General features: G+C 73.2%; 20 protein-coding genes. 9 read left to right on the top strand and 11 right to left on the bottom strand.

Features of this window, described 5'->3' with window-relative positions; all coding sequences use genetic code 11:
* Positions 1–19: 19 nt before the first annotated feature.
* Together Q0858_RS13930 and Q0858_RS13935 are read right to left on the bottom strand one after the other, a co-directional pair.
* Positions 20–964, bottom strand: coding sequence for an SMP-30/gluconolactonase/LRE family protein (locus Q0858_RS13930; protein WP_299055462.1), 945 nt, complete (start codon positions 962–964; stop codon positions 20–22).
* Entirely contained in the window at positions 961–1,395 is a 435-nt protein-coding gene (locus Q0858_RS13935) for an NUDIX domain-containing protein (protein WP_299055465.1), read from the bottom strand. The genes Q0858_RS13930 and Q0858_RS13935 overlap by 4 nt, the downstream gene beginning before the upstream one ends.
* A 35-nt stretch (positions 1,396–1,430) precedes the next feature.
* On the opposite strand from Q0858_RS13935, the gene Q0858_RS13940 reads away from it, so the two are divergent.
* Positions 1,431–2,324, top strand: coding sequence for a hypothetical protein (locus tag Q0858_RS13940; protein WP_299055468.1), 894 nt, complete (start codon positions 1,431–1,433; stop codon positions 2,322–2,324).
* Between the two features lie 26 nt (positions 2,325–2,350).
* Here Q0858_RS13940 and Q0858_RS13945 read toward each other — a convergent pair whose 3' ends face one another.
* Genes Q0858_RS13945 through Q0858_RS13960 form a run of 4 tightly spaced genes read right to left on the bottom strand, consistent with a single transcriptional unit; the run spans position 2,351 to position 4,298 of the window.
* Positions 2,351–2,719, bottom strand: a complete 369-nt coding sequence (locus Q0858_RS13945; protein WP_299055470.1) for a nuclear transport factor 2 family protein — start codon at positions 2,717–2,719, stop codon at positions 2,351–2,353.
* Positions 2,720–2,742: 23 nt separating this feature from the next.
* Positions 2,743–2,970, bottom strand: coding sequence for a hypothetical protein (locus Q0858_RS13950; protein ID WP_299055733.1), 228 nt, complete (start codon positions 2,968–2,970; stop codon positions 2,743–2,745).
* Between the two features lie 5 nt (positions 2,971–2,975).
* On the bottom strand, positions 2,976–3,839 hold the full coding sequence (locus Q0858_RS13955) for a sigma-70 family RNA polymerase sigma factor (protein WP_299055473.1): 864 nt from the start codon (positions 3,837–3,839) through the stop codon (positions 2,976–2,978).
* A gap of 54 nt (positions 3,840–3,893) precedes the next feature.
* Positions 3,894–4,298 (bottom strand): YjbQ family protein, encoded by a 405-nt coding sequence (locus Q0858_RS13960; RefSeq protein ID WP_299055475.1) that lies wholly within the window; start codon positions 4,296–4,298, stop codon positions 3,894–3,896.
* Positions 4,299–4,334: 36 nt separating this feature from the next.
* On the opposite strand from Q0858_RS13960, the gene Q0858_RS13965 reads away from it, so the two are divergent.
* Complete coding sequence (locus Q0858_RS13965; protein ID WP_299055477.1) at positions 4,335–4,958, top strand: hypothetical protein; 624 nt, start codon at positions 4,335–4,337, stop codon at positions 4,956–4,958.
* A 9-nt stretch (positions 4,959–4,967) separates the two neighbouring features.
* Here the strand turns inward: Q0858_RS13965 and Q0858_RS13970 are convergent, their stop codons facing one another.
* From Q0858_RS13970 to Q0858_RS13985, 4 genes are all read right to left on the bottom strand, one after another.
* The gene (locus tag Q0858_RS13970; protein ID WP_299055478.1) at positions 4,968–5,279 is read right to left on the bottom strand and encodes a thiamine-binding protein; all 312 of its coding nucleotides are present in this window, start codon (positions 5,277–5,279) and stop codon (positions 4,968–4,970) included.
* A gap of 39 nt (positions 5,280–5,318) precedes the next feature.
* Complete coding sequence (locus tag Q0858_RS13975; protein WP_299055480.1) at positions 5,319–6,245, bottom strand: TauD/TfdA family dioxygenase; 927 nt, start codon at positions 6,243–6,245, stop codon at positions 5,319–5,321.
* 62 nt (positions 6,246–6,307) lie between these two features.
* Positions 6,308–7,042: a sulfite exporter TauE/SafE family protein gene (locus Q0858_RS13980; RefSeq protein WP_366916016.1), complete on the bottom strand. Its 735-nt coding sequence runs from the start codon at positions 7,040–7,042 to the stop codon at positions 6,308–6,310.
* A gap of 15 nt (positions 7,043–7,057) precedes the next feature.
* On the bottom strand, positions 7,058–9,871 hold the full coding sequence (locus tag Q0858_RS13985; protein ID WP_299055739.1) for an aconitate hydratase: 2,814 nt from the start codon (positions 9,869–9,871) through the stop codon (positions 7,058–7,060).
* Positions 9,872–10,045: 174 nt separating this feature from the next.
* On the opposite strand from Q0858_RS13985, the gene Q0858_RS13990 reads away from it, so the two are divergent.
* The 6 genes from Q0858_RS13990 to Q0858_RS14015 all read left to right on the top strand — a co-directional run bounded on the left by Q0858_RS13990 (position 10,046) and on the right by Q0858_RS14015 (position 14,460).
* Complete coding sequence (locus tag Q0858_RS13990) at positions 10,046–10,627, top strand: GNAT family N-acetyltransferase (RefSeq protein WP_299055481.1); 582 nt, start codon at positions 10,046–10,048, stop codon at positions 10,625–10,627.
* A gap of 100 nt (positions 10,628–10,727) precedes the next feature.
* On the top strand, positions 10,728–11,018 hold the full coding sequence (locus tag Q0858_RS13995; protein WP_299055483.1) for a GIY-YIG nuclease family protein: 291 nt from the start codon (positions 10,728–10,730) through the stop codon (positions 11,016–11,018).
* 308 nt (positions 11,019–11,326) lie between these two features.
* Complete coding sequence (locus Q0858_RS14000) at positions 11,327–12,190, top strand: ABC-2 family transporter protein (protein ID WP_299055486.1); 864 nt, start codon at positions 11,327–11,329, stop codon at positions 12,188–12,190.
* Positions 12,183–12,983, top strand: a complete 801-nt coding sequence (locus Q0858_RS14005; protein ID WP_299055487.1) for an ABC-2 family transporter protein — start codon at positions 12,183–12,185, stop codon at positions 12,981–12,983. The genes Q0858_RS14000 and Q0858_RS14005 overlap by 8 nt, the downstream gene beginning before the upstream one ends.
* Entirely contained in the window at positions 12,980–13,966 is a 987-nt protein-coding gene (locus Q0858_RS14010) for an ATP-binding cassette domain-containing protein (protein WP_299055489.1), read from the top strand. The genes Q0858_RS14005 and Q0858_RS14010 overlap by 4 nt, the downstream gene beginning before the upstream one ends.
* Positions 13,967–14,076: 110 nt before the next feature.
* The gene (locus Q0858_RS14015; RefSeq protein ID WP_299055490.1) at positions 14,077–14,460 is read left to right on the top strand and encodes a VOC family protein; all 384 of its coding nucleotides are present in this window, start codon (positions 14,077–14,079) and stop codon (positions 14,458–14,460) included.
* Between the two features lie 19 nt (positions 14,461–14,479).
* On the opposite strand, the gene Q0858_RS14020 is transcribed toward Q0858_RS14015, so the two are convergent.
* Positions 14,480–15,625: a hypothetical protein gene (locus tag Q0858_RS14020; RefSeq protein WP_299055492.1), complete on the bottom strand. Its 1,146-nt coding sequence runs from the start codon at positions 15,623–15,625 to the stop codon at positions 14,480–14,482.
* 21 nt (positions 15,626–15,646) lie between these two features.
* Here Q0858_RS14020 and Q0858_RS14025 point away from each other — a divergent pair, with 21 nt between their 5' ends.
* On the top strand, positions 15,647–16,057 hold the full coding sequence (locus Q0858_RS14025) for a MarR family winged helix-turn-helix transcriptional regulator (RefSeq protein ID WP_299055494.1): 411 nt from the start codon (positions 15,647–15,649) through the stop codon (positions 16,055–16,057).
* The last annotated feature ends 6 nt before the right edge of the window (positions 16,058–16,063 follow it).

Below are 16,063 nucleotides of genomic sequence, written 5' to 3' on the forward strand. Positions count from 1 at the left end.
GGCCGGGTCCCCACACGGCTCAGTCCGCGTCGAGGACGGCGAGGGCGGGCGCCTCGAGGCTGCCCAGCCACACCCGGCCCTCGTGCTCGCGGACCCCGGTGACGAAGTGGAACGCCGCGTCGCCGGTCGCGAGACGGGTCGCGTCGAGGTCGTGGACCAGCGCGCCGGTGGCGCCGTCGTACGCCTGGACGTGGACGGTGCGGCCCGGGGAGGGCTTCAGCGGCCCGGGGGCGCGGGTCGCCAGGCGGCGCATCGCCAGCGGGGCCCGCTGGACCAGGCCGAGGAGGCCGACGACCGGACTCGCCAGGGCCACCCAGACGAGGCCGTCGGAGCCGACGGAGGCGTTGTCGGGGTAACCCGGCAGGCCGTCGACGAGGACCTCGGTGCTCCCGGCGCGCGGTCCGGCGAGGTGGTGGCGACGGATCCGGGCCGCGGACGTCTCGTTGACGGTCAGCCAGGCACCGGCGGGGTCGAGGGCGACGCCGTTGGCGAACCCGAGGTCGTCCAGCACGACGGCGAGGGTCCCGTCGGGGTCGCGGCGCAGGAGGCGACCGGTGCGGGTGTCCTGCGCCATCTCCTCCTCCCACTGCTCGCGGCCGTGGTGCAGGGAGGAGTCGGTGAACCAGATCGTGCCGTCGGCGGCGACGGCGGCGTTGTTGCAGAACCGCATCGCCCGCCCGTCGACGGTGCTCACCAGCGGCTCGACCGCCCCGGAGGCCGCGTCCACGGCCAGCAGGCCGCGGGTGCTGTCGCACACCAGCACCCGGCCGTCGGGCAGCCACTCGAGGCCCAGCGGGCGGCCCCCGGTGTCGGCGACCCGGGTGATCCGGGACCCGTCGGAGGAGACGCGCAGCAGGGACCCGTCGTCCACGCCGACCAGGACCGAGCCCTCGTGCGGGCCCGCCGTGGTGACGAGGACGTCCTCGGGCCCGACTCCGGGGACGGGGTGGACGGTCAGCCTCATCGCCCCGCCCCGAGCTGCGGGGAGGCGAGCAGGCTCGGCCAGACGGTCCGGGCGGCCAGCGTCAGCGGCAGGGACGGGGCCGTCGCGGGGTCCACGAAGACCATCCGCCTGCCCTCCCCGCAGACGACGTCGGCGTCCGTGACGTCCAGCCGGGTGACGAAGAGGTGGCAGTCATGCGGGCCGACGACCGGGTGGTCGACGCGGAAGGCGCCCAGCGGCGTCAGGGACGGCGCGGCGAGGCCGGTCTCCTCGTCGAGCTCACGGTGCGCGGCCCGCTCCGGGGTCTCCCCCGCCTCGATCGCACCCCCCGGCAGGCCCCAGCACTCGGGGTCGATCACGGGGTGCTCGTCGCGCTCCTGCATGAGCACCAGGCCGCGGCCGTCGACCACGGCGACGCTGGCGAAGTCTGGGACTCTCCTGCTGTCCGTCACGGTCGCCACGGTAGGCCCCTGGCAGGGTGGGCGGCATGAGCACGCCCTCTCCCCGCATCGGCCTGGCCACCTGCTCCGAGGTCCCCGACCTCGACGACGAGGGCCGCCTGCTGGCCGAGGCGCTGCGGGCCGCCGGCGCCACCGCGACCCCGCTGGTCTGGGACGACGCCGCCCTCGACGACGCCGCCTGGGCGTCGTACGACCTCGTGGTGGTGCGCTCGACGTGGGACTACGCCGAGCGGCTCGACGAGTTCCTCGCCTGGGTCGACCGCGTCGCCGCCCTGACCCGCCTGGAGAACCCGCCCGCGCTGCTGCGGTGGAGCACCGACAAGCGCTACCTCGCCGACCTGGCGGCCGCCGGCGTGCCGACCGTGCCGTCGGCGTTCGTCGCACCGGACGAGGCGCACGCGTCGGTCGAGCACCCCTACCTCGACGTCGAGCACGTCGTGAAGCCCAGCGTCGGCGCCGGCTCCCGGGGCGCGCTGCGGTTCGGTGCCGACGAGGCGGACCGCTCGCGGGCCCACGTCGCCGCGCTGACCGCCGACGGCTTCACCGCGCTCGTCCAGCCCTACCTGAGCGAGGTCGACGAGGCCGGGGAGACCGGGGTCGTGGCGATCGACGGCGAGATCTCGCACGCCTTCCGCAAGGGGGCGCTGCTCACCGTCGGCGACGAGCTCGTGGAGGGACTCTTCAAGCAGGAGGAGATCACCGCCCGCGAGCCCACCCCGCTGGAGGTCGAGGTCGCCCGGCGCGCGCTGGCCGCCGTTCCCGGGGGCAGCGCCGCGCCGCTCTACGCCCGGGTCGACCTGCTGCCCACCCCGGACGGCCCGCTCCTGCTCGAGCTGGAGCTGTGCGAGCCCTCGTTCTTCCTCGACACCGCGCCCGACCGTGCCGCGGCGATCGCGGCGGCGTTCCTGCGGCGGGTCTGAGCGCGCGCCCGCGGGAGAAGCCTCGGTCACGCCCGCCGCTCGGACGGCGGACCGCCGTACAGGTCGGCCCAGACCTCGACGCTCTCGACGATCAGCCCGTCGCGCAACGTCAGGAAGCTGGCGACCGCGAAGTGCTGTGGCTCCCCGGAGCCGTCGCGGCCGACCACGTGGGCGCGGCCGACCGCCCGGTCGCCGCTGACGACCGAGTCGTCGAGGTGCAGCCGCTCGAAACCGGGGTACTCGGCGTTGAAGTCGACCCACGCGTCGCGCGCGAACTCCTCGCCGGTGTGGACCAGACGGCAGACGAAGTCCGGGTGCAGCAGCGCGCGCAGGCCCTCCCAGTCGTGGGCGTCGATGGTCGCGGCGAAGCGGGCGAGGGCGGTCTCGGCGTCCATGCGAGGCGATGGTCGCAGGAAACTCAGTCCTCCGGGAGGGCCGCGAAGTCCTGCTTCATCTGCCGGTACCAGTCGAGCGAGCGCTTCGGGTGCCGCCAACGACCCTTCATCGCGTCCCGGGCCTCCTGGTGGGTAGCGTCGCCCTCCTTCTCGGCGGCCTTGAGGTGCTGGTCCTGGGCGTTGATGACATCGTCGGCGCTCTCGCCGCGGTGGGCGAGGTCGCAGGGGCCACCGAGCTGGCGGCAGGTCATGGTCTTCACGGTCGTTCCTCCTGGGTGTCGTCGTGCCTGGTGTCTCGTCGGGTCACCCGCGCGAGCACGTCCGGTGCGGCGCGGAAGTCGAGGCGTCGTACGACGCCGTCGGCCACGGTGAAGTCGAAGAGGACCTTCGCCTCCCCGCGGTGGAACCAGGCGTAGCCGGGCCGGTCCCCCAGCTGCACCGGCAGGGCGGCGTGGGCGCTGCCGTCGAAGAACGCGGCCACCTCCGCCGCGCCGCTCAGCCGCTCCGGGGTGCCCACGCCGACGGCGGCAGCGTCCGCGCGGACCTCGACGTCCGGGGCCAGCAGCCGCAGCAGGCCGTCGAGGTCGCCGCCGCGGGCGGCGGCCATGAAGGCGTCCACGACCACGTGGTCGGCGAGCGCGTCCTCGCGGGCCGGCTGGGCGACCTTGGCCCGGGCCCGCGAGGCGAGCTTCCGCGCCGCCGCGGGCGTGGTGTCCAGGACGGCGGCGATCGTCGCGTGCTCGAACCCGAAGCTGTCGTGCAGCACGAAGGCCACCCGCTCGGAGGGGGTCAGCCGGTCGAGGACCACCTGCAGCGCCACGGCCACCGTGTCAGCGAGGACCGCCTCGTCGGCGGGGTCGGGCACCGTGCCCTCGGGCTCGACCTCGCCGAGCAGGAGCGGGGTCCTGGCCCTCAGCCGGTCCAGGCAGAGCCGGGTGGTCACCGTGGTCAGCCAGGCCGGGAGGCTGTCGATGGACTCCCGGTCCACGCGGTCGAACCGCAGCCAGGCCTGCTGGACGACGTCCTCCGCCTCGCTCGCGTCGCCGAGCACGCGGCTCGCGACCCGCACCAGCCGAGGCCGCTCGGCCTCGAAGGCCCGGCCCCGCTCCGCCTCGTCCATCGGGTCTCCGCTCGTCACACCCCTCTGACGGGTGGACCCTCACAGGTGTGACCGCTACCCCGCCAGGAAGCTGAACCGGACCTCGCGCTCGTGGTTGTCGACGTTCAGGTCGACCAGGCACACGCTCTGCCACGTGCCGAGGGTGAGGTGCCCGCCGAGCACCGGCACCGTGGCGTACGGCGGCACGAGAGCCGGCATCACGTGCGAGCGACCGTGCCCGCGGGTGCCGTGGGCGTGACGCCAGCGGTCGTCGCCGGGCAGGAGGTCCTCGAGGGCGGCGAGCAGGTCGTCGTCGCTGCCGGCGCCGGTCTCCAGGATCGCGAGGCCGGCGGTGGCGTGCGGGACGAAGACGTGCAGCAGCCCGTCGCCGCGACCCCGGACCCACTCGCGGACGTCGCCGGTGAGGTCGAGGACGGTGTCACGCCCGCCGGTGCGGTAGGTGCGGGTCTCGGAGTCCATGCGGGCGATCCTGCCAGCCGGCCGTAGGCTCCGCCGGTGCCCCGGACCCTCGTGCGCGGAGAGGCCGCCGCCCGTGTCGGCGACCGTCTCGCCACCCGCCGACCCGTCGGCGTGCCGGCCGCGGTGGCGGTGCACCTGGTGGTGGGGCTCCTCCTCGCCAGCCCACTGCTGCTCACGCGTCCCGACGGGTGGCCGCCGTACGCCGCGGGCGCGTTCGTGCTGGGTGTCCTGCTGGTCCTCCTCGTGCTCGGGGAGGTGCTGACCTTCCGCCACCACCTCCACGAGCACGCGCTGGTCACGACGGCGACGTGGCCGTACCGGACCCGGGTCGTGCCCTGGTACAGCGTGGACGCCGGGAGCGTGCACGGCGGCGGGTACGTGCGCGCCGACGGCACGATGAGGGACGCGCGGAACCCGCGCTACCGCCAGGTCCCGGGCCGCCCGACCCTGCGGCTCGACGGCCTGCGGCCCGACCGGGCCACCCTGCTGGCGCGCGGGAGGGTGGGGTGGGACGAGGCGTTCACGGCACCGCAGGTGCTCGGCTCGGTCGACGTCGGGCTCCAGCCGGTCCGCCCGGTGACCTGGGTGCTCGGCTGGCCGGTCGCCGACCTGGAGGCCGACCTGGACACGATCCGCGGCCTCGCCGCGGCGCACGACTGACGGGTCGGCTCAGCCCTCGCCCGCGGCGCGCAGCGCCTGTTCGAGACGGTCGACCTTGCCGGTCAGCTCACCGGTCCGGCCCGAGCGGATGTCGGCCTTGAGCACGAGCGAGACCCGCGGCGACACGGCGGCGACGACGTCGACGCACTGCTTCACCACGGCCATCACCTCGTCCCACTCCCCCTCGACGTTGGTGAACATCGCGTTGGTCTCGTGGGGCAGGCCGGACTCCCGGACGACGCGCACGGCGGCCGCCACGGCCTCCGTGACGCCGCCGGTCTCGTCGGCGGTGGCGGGCGCGATGCTGAAGGCGACGATCATGCGACCACCGTACGGGGGCTCGTCGACGGACCGGCGCGGCTAGCTGATCAGCTCGTCCAGCCGCGAGTACGCCGACGCGTCACCCCGGAGCACCCGGCTGGGTCGCCCGTCGACCGAGACCGGGACGTCGCCGGAGACGGTGACCCGGCGCACCTCGCGGCGCTGGGTGTCGAAGTCGGCGACGGCGTAGTGCTGGGTGGCGCGGTTGTCCCAGATCGCCACGTCGCCGTCGGCCCAGCTCCAGCGGACGGTGTTCTCCAGCTTCGTCACCCGGTTCTGCAGCAGGGTGAACAGCGCGACCGACTCGGCGGAGTTGAGCCCGGAGAACCGCTTCACGAAGTGGCCCAGCACCAGCGACCGCTCACCGGTCTCGGGGTGGACCCGGACGACGGGGTGCTCGGTCTCGAAGACGGTGGCGGCGAACTGGTCCCTCGGCAGGGCCGCGGTGTCGACCGCGTCGGGGTCCTCGGCCTCGCGGACGTAGTCGTACTCGTTGGTGTGCACCGCCCACAGCTCGTCGGCGAGCGCGCGCAGCGGCGCCGGGAGGGCGTCGTACGCGGTGACGGTGTTGGCCCACACCGTGGTGCCGCCGTACGCCGGCATGGTGACGCCGCGCAGCACGCTGAAGGCGGGCACGCGGTCGACGAAGGTCACGTCGGTGTGCCAGGAGTTCGCCGCCATGCCCTTGGTGGCCTCGAACCGCAGCACGCGGGAGTCGCCGGTGCTGACGGTGGGGTGGGCGGTGGTCAGCGGGCCGAGCAGCGAGGCGAACGCCGCCTGCCCGGCGTCGTCCAGGTGGTCCTGGCCGCGGAAGAACACCACCTTGTGCGCCAGCAGGGCCCGCCGCACCTCGGCCACGGTCGCGGGGTCCAGGTCACCGCCCAGGTGCACGCCGTCGATCCGCGCGCCGATCCGGCCGCCGATCTTCGTCACCGTGAGGGTCCGGTCCTCGAGGCTCGTCGTCATCGTCCACACCTTTCTCAACAATCTGTGTAGAGATTGGTGAGATTAGCAGGACGTCGGCCGTCTCAGGTCAGCGACACGACCAGCACGGTGGTCGCGGACGCGGCACAGGCGAGCAGCACGAGGGGCCGGACGCGCTCCGCGGAGAGCCGCTCGCGCAGCACCCGGCCCAGCACGGTCCCGAGGGCGAGCGCGGGGAGCATGGTGGCCGCGACCAACGCCGAGGCCGCGCTCAGCTGCCCGCCGAGACCCAGGCCGGCCAGACTCAGCACGCCGCCCAGGACGAAGTAGACCGCCAGGGTGCTGCGGATCTGGGTGGGCGGGCGGTGCTGGTAGAGCAGCGCGACCGGAGGACCGCCCACCGAGGTGGTCGTCCCGGTGAACCCCGACACGAGACCGGCGCCGAGGAGCGTCGGACGGATGACCGGGATGTCGACCGCGCGCCAGGTCAGCAGGGTCGCGAGCAGCACCATCAGACCGACCGCGACGCCGAGCGCGTCGTCGGAGAAGGCCGCGACCGCCGCGACACCCAGGGCGATGCCCGGCAGCCGGCCGGGGACGACCCAGCCGAGGCCGCGCCAGTCGACGCCCTCGTGGTCACGGACGAGCGTGAGCAGCGGGAGCGACAGCACCAGCCACAGGAGCATGTCGGGCATGAGCTGGGGCGCCACCAGCACCGTCACCGGTGCGGCGAGCAGCCCCAGCCCCAACCCGACGAGGCCCTGGACGAGGGTCCCCGCCGTGACGGCGAGGAAGATCGTCGTCCAGACCCAGGGGCCCAGCCCGACGAGCCCGTCCAGGACCTCGGTCAGCGCTCAGCCCCGCAGGCTGCGGAGCACGAACTGCATGATGCCGCCGTTGCGGTAGTACGACGCCTCGCCCGGGGTGTCGATCCGGACCGTGGCCTCGAACTCGACGTCGCCGGCCTTCACGGTCACCGTGCGGGGGATGTCGCCGTCGTTCAGCGCGGTGACGCCGGTGACGGAGAACTCCTCCTCGCCCGTGAGGCCCAGGCTCTCGGCGGACTCGCCCTGGGGGTACTGCAGCGGCAGCACACCCATGCCGATCAGGTTCGAGCGGTGGATCCGCTCGTACGACTCGGCGACGACGGCCTTGACGCCCAGCAGAGCGGTGCCCTTGGCGGCCCAGTCGCGCGAGGACCCGGAGCCGTACTCCTTGCCCGCGAGGACCACCAGCGGCGTCCCGGCCTCGGCGTAGTGCTGCGCGGCGTCGTACACGGTGGTGACGTCGCCGTCGGCCGTGAAGTCACGGGTGACGCCGCCCTCGGTGCCCGGCGCGAGCTGGTTGCGCAGACGGATGTTGGCGAACGTGCCGCGGATCATGACCTCGTGGTTGCCACGGCGCGAGCCGTAGGAGTTGAAGTCGCGCTGCTCGACGCCGTGCTCGGCGAGGTAGGTGCCGGCCGGGCTGTCCTTCTTGATCGCGCCGGCGGGGCTGATGTGGTCGGTGGTCACCGAGTCACCCAGCTTCAGCAGGACGCGGGCGCCCGAGATGTCGGAGACGGGCTCCGGCTCGGCCGGCATGCCGTCGAAGTACGGCGGGCGACGGACGTAGGTCGACTCGGGGTCCCACTCGAAGGTGTCGCCCTCCGGGGTCGACAGGGAGCGCCAGCGCTCGTCGCCCGCGAAGACGTCGGCGTAGTCCTCGGTGAACATCTCGGCCGTGATGGCCTGACCGACGACCTCCTCGACCTCGGCCGGGGAGGGCCAGATGTCGCGGAGGAAGACGTCGTTGCCGTCCTCGTCGGTGCCCAGCGGGTCGTTGAACAGGTCGACGTCCATCGACCCGGCCAGCGCGTAGGCCACGACCAGCGGCGGGCTCGCGAGGTAGTTCATCTTCACGTCGGGGTTGATGCGGCCCTCGAAGTTGCGGTTGCCCGACAGCACCGAGGTGACGGCCAGGTCGTTCGCGTTGACCGCCTCGGAGACCTCCGTGATGAGCGGCCCGGAGTTGCCGATGCAGGTCGTGCAGCCGTAGCCGACGAGGTTGAATCCGAGCTTGTCGAGGTACGGCGTGAGGTCGGCGCGCTCGAGGTAGTTCGAGACGACCTGGGAGCCGGGCGCGAGGGTCGTCTTGACCCACGGCTTGCGCTGCAGGCCCTTCTCGACGGCCTTCTTGGCGAGCAGGCCCGCCCCGACCATGACGGACGGGTTGGAGGTGTTGGTGCAGGAGGTGATCGCCGCGATCGCCACGGCACCGTGGTCGATCGTCATCTCCTGGCCGTCGATGGTGATGACGGCCGGGTTGCTCGGGCGTCCGCCGTCCGCGGGGGCGCAGGACAGGTACTCGACCGGGCGGCCGTTGTCCTGCTCGGTGCCGCTGGGGGCGTCGGAGGCGGGGAAGCTCTCGTCGAGGGCCTCGTCCTGCGCGCCGTCCATGCCGTCGGAGTCGGTCTCGACGTAGTTGGCCAGGGCGCCGCGGAACGACTCCTTGGCCTCCGTGACGGCGACGCGGTCCTGGGGACGCTTCGGGCCGGCCAGCGAGGGGACGACCGTCGAGAGGTCCAGCTCGAGCTTCTCGCTGAAGCGGGGCTCGGCGGCCGGGTCGTGCCAGAGGCCCTGCTCCTTGGCGTACGCCTCGACCAGCGCGAGCTGGTCGTCGGAGCGGCCCGTCAGGCGCAGGTAGTCGATGGTCTGCTCGTCGATCGGGAAGACCGCGATGGTCGAGCCGAACTCGGGGCTCATGTTGCCGATCGTGGCCCGGTTCGCCAGCGGCAGCACCGACACGCCGTCGCCGTAGAACTCCACGAACTTGCCGACCACGCCGTGCTCGCGGAGCATCTCGGTGATCGTCAGCACGAGGTCCGTGGCCGTGGTGGCCTCCGGGAGCTCGCCGGACAGCTTGAAGCCCACCACGCGCGGGATGAGCATCGAGACCGGCTGGCCGAGCATCGCGGCCTCGGCCTCGATGCCGCCGACGCCCCAGCCGACCACGCCGATCCCGTTGACCATCGTGGTGTGGGAGTCGGTGCCGACGCAGGTGTCGGGGTAGGCCAGCGTCTCGCCGTCTACCTCGCGGGTGAACACGGTGCGGGCCAGGTGCTCGATGTTGACCTGGTGGACGATGCCGGTGCCGGGCGGGACGACCTTGAAGTCGTCGAACGCGCCCTGGCCCCAGCGCAGGAACTGGTAGCGCTCCTTGTTGCGGTCGTACTCGATCTCGACGTTGCGGCCGAAGGCCTCGGGCGAACCGAAGACGTCGGCGATCACGGAGTGGTCGATGACCAGCTCGGCCGGGGCGAGCGGGTTGATCTTGGAGGCGTCGCCGCCGAGCTCGGCCATCGCCTCGCGCATGGTGGCGAGGTCGACGATGCAGGGCACGCCGGTGAAGTCCTGCATGATCACGCGCGCCGGCGTGAACTGGATCTCGTCGCTGGGGTCCGCGTCGGCGTCCCAGCCCGCGAGCGTGCGGATGTGGTCGGCGGTGATGTTGGCGCCGTCCTCGGTGCGCAGGAGGTTCTCCAGCAGCACCTTGAGGGAGAAGGGCAGGGTGCGGACGTCGTCCTCACCCACGCCCTCGCCGGCGACCTTGTCCAGCCGGTAGATCGTGTACGACGTCCCGTCGACGTCCAGGGTGTCCTTCGCGCCGAAGCTGTCCTTGCTGGCCATCCGCGGTGTCTCCTCGCTGTTGCTGGGCATCGTCGTGACGTGCATTACCGCTCAGGTCATCCTGCCGCCGTGACGGTGGTCCGACCTAGCAAGGTCTGCCTTACCGGAGTACCCGAGCGAAGTATCTTGACGTCAAGATATCACGTCCTCCCCGTCGTCGGGGAGACTGCTGCGGTGCCGCTCGCCGACCTGTCCTGGCCCCGCCGTACGGAGCGGTGCGTCGTCCGGCCCGTCACGCTCACGGACGCCGACGCGCTGTGGTCCTACTGGCGGCTGCCCGAGGTCGTGCGGTGGACCGGCGGCGGTGACGCGACCACGGCCGCCCTCCACGAGCGGCTCTCCGATTCCGAGCGGCGCGGCCGCCGCCTGGTGGTCGAGCACGACGGTGCGGTAATCGGCGACCTCGTGCTGTTCCCCCGCGACGGCTGGGCCCAGCACCCCGTCAAGGAGCAGGCCGTCGGCGTCGAGGCGGAGATCGGCTGGGCGTTCGACCCGGCGTACGGCGGGCGGGGGCTGGCCACGGAGGCCGTCGGCGTGATGCTCGACGCCTGCCTCTCCCCCGCCCCGGACGGCCTCGGCCTGCGCCGGGTGGTCGCCAACTGCTTCGCGGCCAACGTGCCGTCGTACCGGCTGATGGAGCGGCTCGGCATGCGCCGCGAGGCCCTGAACCGCCGCGACTCCCTCCACGCCGAGCTCGGCTGGCTCGACGGCCTCTCCTACGCCCTCCTCGCCGACGAGTGGCGCCCGTCGCGCTGACCGCCGCGAGCCCCGGTGGTCGAGCCTGTCGAGACCGAGAACCCGCGAGCCTGTGGACAACGGCACGCAGGGAAACGTCCGACCGTGCAGCCTCGACCCCATGCCCTTCACCTACATGCTCGAGTGCGCGGACGGCAGCCTCTACGTCGGCAGCACGTTCGACCTCGAGCGCCGACTGATGCAGCACTCGTGCGGCGAAGGAGCCGCCTACACGCGAAACCGCCTGCCCGTTCGCCTCGTGTGGAGCCACGAGCAGGCCAGCATCCGTGAGGCGTTCTTTCTCGAGAAGCAGATCCAGGACTGGAGCCGCGCGAAGCGGCTGGCACTGATCGAGGGCCGGTACGACGACCTGCCGGCCCTGGCGCGCAGCAGGACGCCGCGGCGCACCTGAAACCACAGCGGGTCGACCCCTCCGCCCGACGAACAAACCGCGACCACCGGAGGTCGAGCAGCGACCGAGCCCCGGCGAGGAAGCGCCCGTCGAGACCACGCCGGCCCGCACCCGCAAGTCTCGGTCTCGGTCTCGGTCTCGGTCTCGGTCCCGGTCTCGGTCTCGGTCTCGACAAGCTCGACCACCGACGGGCGACGCCGGCCCTCATCGAACGGCCGACTCGGTCTCGACAAGCTCGACCACCGGTGGTCACCGCAGGCGCTGACCCCCTCGACCCGGGGCGGGATGTCGGGTAAGTTTTCGCGCTTGTGCGCCCAGGCGCGGAGGACCTCGTCACCGAGGCCCCCCGGGGTATCTCTCGGAGGGTCCGCCCTGCCCTGCGCACGTACGCCCGCCTGCTGCTCGCGGGGTTCCGGCGCGGGTCGCGCTACCGCCTCGCGGCGTTCGGCGGACTGGTCGCCAACGCGACGTTCGGCCTGCTCAAGGTGGCGGTGCTCTTCGCCGTCGTCGAGGCCGCGGGTGGTGAGGTCTCCGGCTACGACCTCGGCGCGATGAGCGCCTACATCTGGATCTCCCAGGGGCTGCTCGGGTCGGTGAACCTCATGGGACGCAGCGACATCGCCGAGCGGATCCGCACCGGCGACGTCACCACCGACTTCCTGCGGCCGCTCGACGTCCAGGCCGCCGCGGTCGTCGAGGACGTCGGCAAGTCCCTGTTCGCCCTCATCCCCCGGGGCATCCCGACCGTAACCATCGGGCTGCTGCTGGTGGGCATGGACGGACCCGACGGGCCGTTCGGCCTGCTGCTGGGCGCGGTCAGCCTGCTGCTGGGGATCAGCGTGTCCTGCTGCACCGTCTACCTGGTCGCCGTGGCCGGCTTCTGGATGGTCGAGACCCGCGGGCTCCAGATCCTCTACATGGTCGTCTCGGGGTTCCTCGCCGGGTTGTTCGTGCCGATCTCGCTCTTCCCCGGCTGGCTGTACGGCGTCGCGGTGGCCACGCCGTTCCCGTCGATGCTGCAGTTCCCTGTCGACGTGCTCTCCGGCCGGGCCGACCACGGCACGTCGGTCCTGCTGATCGGTGTCCAGGCCGCCTGGCTGGCGGCGGTCGCCGCCCTCGGCCAGGGACTCACGCGCGCCGGTCGCCGGAAGCTGGAGGTGCAGGGTGGTTGACCTCGCCCCGTACCGGGCCGTGCTCGCCTCCCGGATCCGCGCCCAGCGCTCGCACCGCGCCAGCTTTCGCCTCGACCTGGGCAGCTCGGTGCTGGTCGGCTTCGTCGAGCTCGCGGAGATCGCCGTCCTGTTCCTCACCGTCGACCGCCTCGGCGGGCTCGACCTCGCCGCGATCGTGCTCGTGTTCGGCATCGCCGACATGTCTTTCTCGCTGGCCGACATGGTGTTCGGGCACTGCGACAACCTCCCGACGTACCTCAAGGCCGGCACGCTCGACGTGTTCTACCTCCGCCCCCAGCCACTCCTGGCGCAGCTGGTCACCAGCGACATCTCGCTGCGGCGGCTGGCGCGCGCCGCGGTCGGGCTGGCCGCGCTCGTGGCCGGCCTCGTCGTCAACGACGTCGCCTGGAGCCTCGCGAACGCCGTCCTGCTGGTGCTCGCGGTGGTGTCCGGGGTCGTCACGTTCTCCGCGATGTTCGTGTGGGCGGGCGGGATGCAGTTCTTCCTCGTCGACGGCTACGAGGCCACCAACGCGTTCGTGTACGGCGGCCGGTACGCCGCCACGCAGCCCGCGTCCGTCTGGGGCCGCCCACTGGTGGTCGTCTTCGGCTTCTTCTTCCCCATGGCCTTCACCGCGTACCTCCCGACGCTGACCCTGCTGGGCCTGCCGGGCAGCGACTGGCTGCCCGGCTGGCTGGGCTGGTTCGCGCCGGTCGCCGCGGTGTGGGCGTGGGTGCTGGCGCTGGCCAGCTGGCGCACCGGGGTCCGGCACTACCAGGGAGGCGGCGGATGAGCACGGCGACGCAGACGGTCATCGAGACGCGCGGGCTGGGCCGCGACTTCCGCGTGCGGGAGGGCATGAGGCGCCGCACCGTGGTCGCGCTCGACGCCCTCGACATGCGCGTCGAGGCCGGCGAGGCGGTCGGCTACATCGGCGCGAACGGCGCCGGGAAGTCGACCACCATCAAGATGCTCTGCGGGATCCTCGTCCCGACCCGCGGGGAGGTCCTGACCTGCGGCCACCGCCCCGTCCCCGACCGACGCCGCCTGGCCCGGGAGATCGGCGTGGTGTTCGGGCAGCGCAGCCAGCTCTGGTGGGACCTGCCGACCGCGGAGTCCTTCCGCATCCTCGCCGCCGTCCACGGCCTCGACGCCGCGCGCGAGAAGCACCGCACCGGCGAGCTGGTCGAGCGCCTCGAGCTGGACGAGTTCCTCACCGTCCCGGTCCGCCAGCTCTCGCTGGGCCAGCGGATGCGGGCCGAGGTCGCCGCCGCACTGCTGCACTCCCCCCGGCTGCTCATCCTCGACGAGCCGACGATCGGGCTCGACGTGCTGAGCAAGCAGCGGCTGCGCGAGTTCCTCGTCGCGGAGCGCCGCGAGCACGGGACGACGCTGCTGCTCACCACCCACGACATGGGCGACGTCGAGCGGCTCTGCGACCGGGTCCTGCTGGTGGACCGCGGCGCCCTGGTCTACTCCGGCACGCTCGCCGGCCTCTCGCGCACCGTCGGCGCCGAGCGGGTGATGGTGCTCGACCTGGCGGAGCCACTGCCTCCGCTCCAGGTCGCGGGCACCACGCACCGCGGCTCCGAGGGCGGGACGGGTGGGCTCGGGCTGCGCCAGCGACTGGCCTTCGACCCCGCCGCCACCACCGCCGCGAAGGTGCTCGCCGCGGTCACCGAGCAGCTCGGCGCCGGCAACGAGGTGCTCGACCTCGCCATCGAGGAGCCGGACGTCGAGGACGTCGTCCGCCGGGTCTACGCGGCGCGTCGCTGAGTGGCCGAGGTCCCGAGGTCCACAGGTCCCGGCGATTGAGGTCCTTCGACCCGTGAACCTCGCCCGTGCCCGGGGTTCAGTGGGGCCCGGGCGCGACGTGAGGAGGCGGCATGTCCGGAAAGGTCGTCCACTTCGAGATCCCCTTCGACGACGGTGACCGTGCTCGGGCCTTCTACGGCAGGACCTTCGGGTGGCAGACCGTCCCCGTCCCCGGGATGGGCTACGCGATGGCGATCACCGGCCCGAGCGATCCGGCGGAGGGTCCGAGCGAGCCGAAGTTCATCAACGGGGGCATGTTCCAGCGCAACGAGCAGTTCCCGGTGAAGGCCCCGAACGTGGTCATCGACGTCCCCGACGTGGACGAGGCGTTGCGCCGGGTCGAGGCCGCCGGAGGATCGACCGTCGTCGGTCGGACGCCCGTCGGTGACATGGGCTTCACCGGTTACTTCACCGACACCGAGGGCAACCTGCTGGGACTGTGGGAGTCCACCTGACCCGACGGGTGGAAGGGCCTCAGGCCTCGGCCGCCAGGAGGTCCAGGGAGTGCCGGACCAGGTCCGCGCGCAGCCCGCACACCGCCGCCAGCTGCTCCGACGGCGCACCGAGCTGCTCGAACGGCACCGCCGAGACCCCCGCGAACAGCCACAGGAGGACCGCGTGGTGACGCCGCACCGTCGCCTCCAGGCCCGGGTGACCCTCGGCGGCCAGCCCGTCGGCGTACGCGGCGACGCACGCCCGCGAGAGCGTCGGCAGGTCCACCGGCGGCGGCGTCCCGAGCTGCAGCGCACCGGCGACGAGCTGGGTGAGGTCGAAGCCGAGGGCCTGCGGCTGCCAGAACCCGAGGTCGATCATCGTGAAGGAGTCGGGACCGTCGCCCGGCAGGAGGTTCGCGGGGCAGGCGTCGCCGTGGCTGGGGAACGTCGCCGCGGCGTCGACCTCGGCCGTGAGGGCGTCCAGGTCGGCGGTGGCGGCGAGCATCTCGCCGCGGACGTCGGCGAAGGCCGGGCCCACGACGGGGTGCTCCCACAGCGACGGGTCCGCCAGGGCGGGGAGGACCTGGAACCGGAGCCGGCCCGTCACGTACCGGGCCACCGACCAGTCGAAGCCGCCCACGCCGGCCAGCGGTCGGACGTCGCGGCTCCCGGCGAGCCGCCCGAGCAGGTGGGCGGCCCGCTCGTAGCGGGCGAGGTCCCAGGCGACCTCGGGCCGGGTGACGTCCTCGAGCCAGGCCACCCACGAGTCGGGGCAGAGGGCCGGGTCCAGGTCGACGACGGCCAGCGCCCGCGGCATCGACAGGCCGTCGGGGAGCCGGTCGGCGAGGCCGGAGCGGTACGCCGCGGCCTCGTTGTGCCACGGGAGGCCCGCCGCGGCCATCTCCCGCGCCGGCTCGGGGACGTGGACGAAGAACGCCGAGTGCCGCCACGCCTGCACGTGCTTCACGAACACCCGCCACGGCTCCTCCCCCGCCGGCGTCCGGGCGGTCCCGGAGACCCACCAGCGGCCGACGGTGGTCAGGGCGGGGACGTCGTACGCGACCCGCTCCACCGCGGTCGGACCGAGGGTCACCGCGTCGGCCGGGTGACCGAGGAGGTCGGCGACCAGCCCGGTGAGCGCGGTGTCGTCGAGGTCGGCGGGACCCAGCAGCGTGCGGTCGGTCATCGAACTAGTAAAGTGACTTTCATGTCTCGGGTCAACGGAGATCCCCACGTCGCCGCCCTCCTCGCGGCCCTGCTGGACGACGTCCGCGCCGCCCACGGCAGGCGGCTCGACCTGCGGGTCTCCCACCTCCGTGTGCTCGGCGCCTGCCCGGTCGAGGGGGCCGGGGTCGGCGACCTGGCCGCGAGGCTCGGCATGACGGCCCAGGGCTGCGGGCAGCTGGTCGGACGACTCGTGGACTCCGGGCACGTCGAGGTCCGCCGTGACCCCGACGACGGCCGCGCCCGCCGGGTGGTGCGGACACCGGCCGGCGACGACGCCCTGACCCGCTTCGGGGAGGCGCTCGTCGAGGTCGAGGCGGCCTGGGCGGCCCGGGTGGGCGAGGACCGCTACCGGGCGTTCCGGGCGGTGCTGGGCGAGCTCGGCGGCAGCTGAGCCACG

Source organism: uncultured Nocardioides sp. (assembly GCF_947489365.1).
In the GTDB taxonomy this organism is placed as follows: domain Bacteria; phylum Actinomycetota; class Actinomycetes; order Propionibacteriales; family Nocardioidaceae; genus Nocardioides.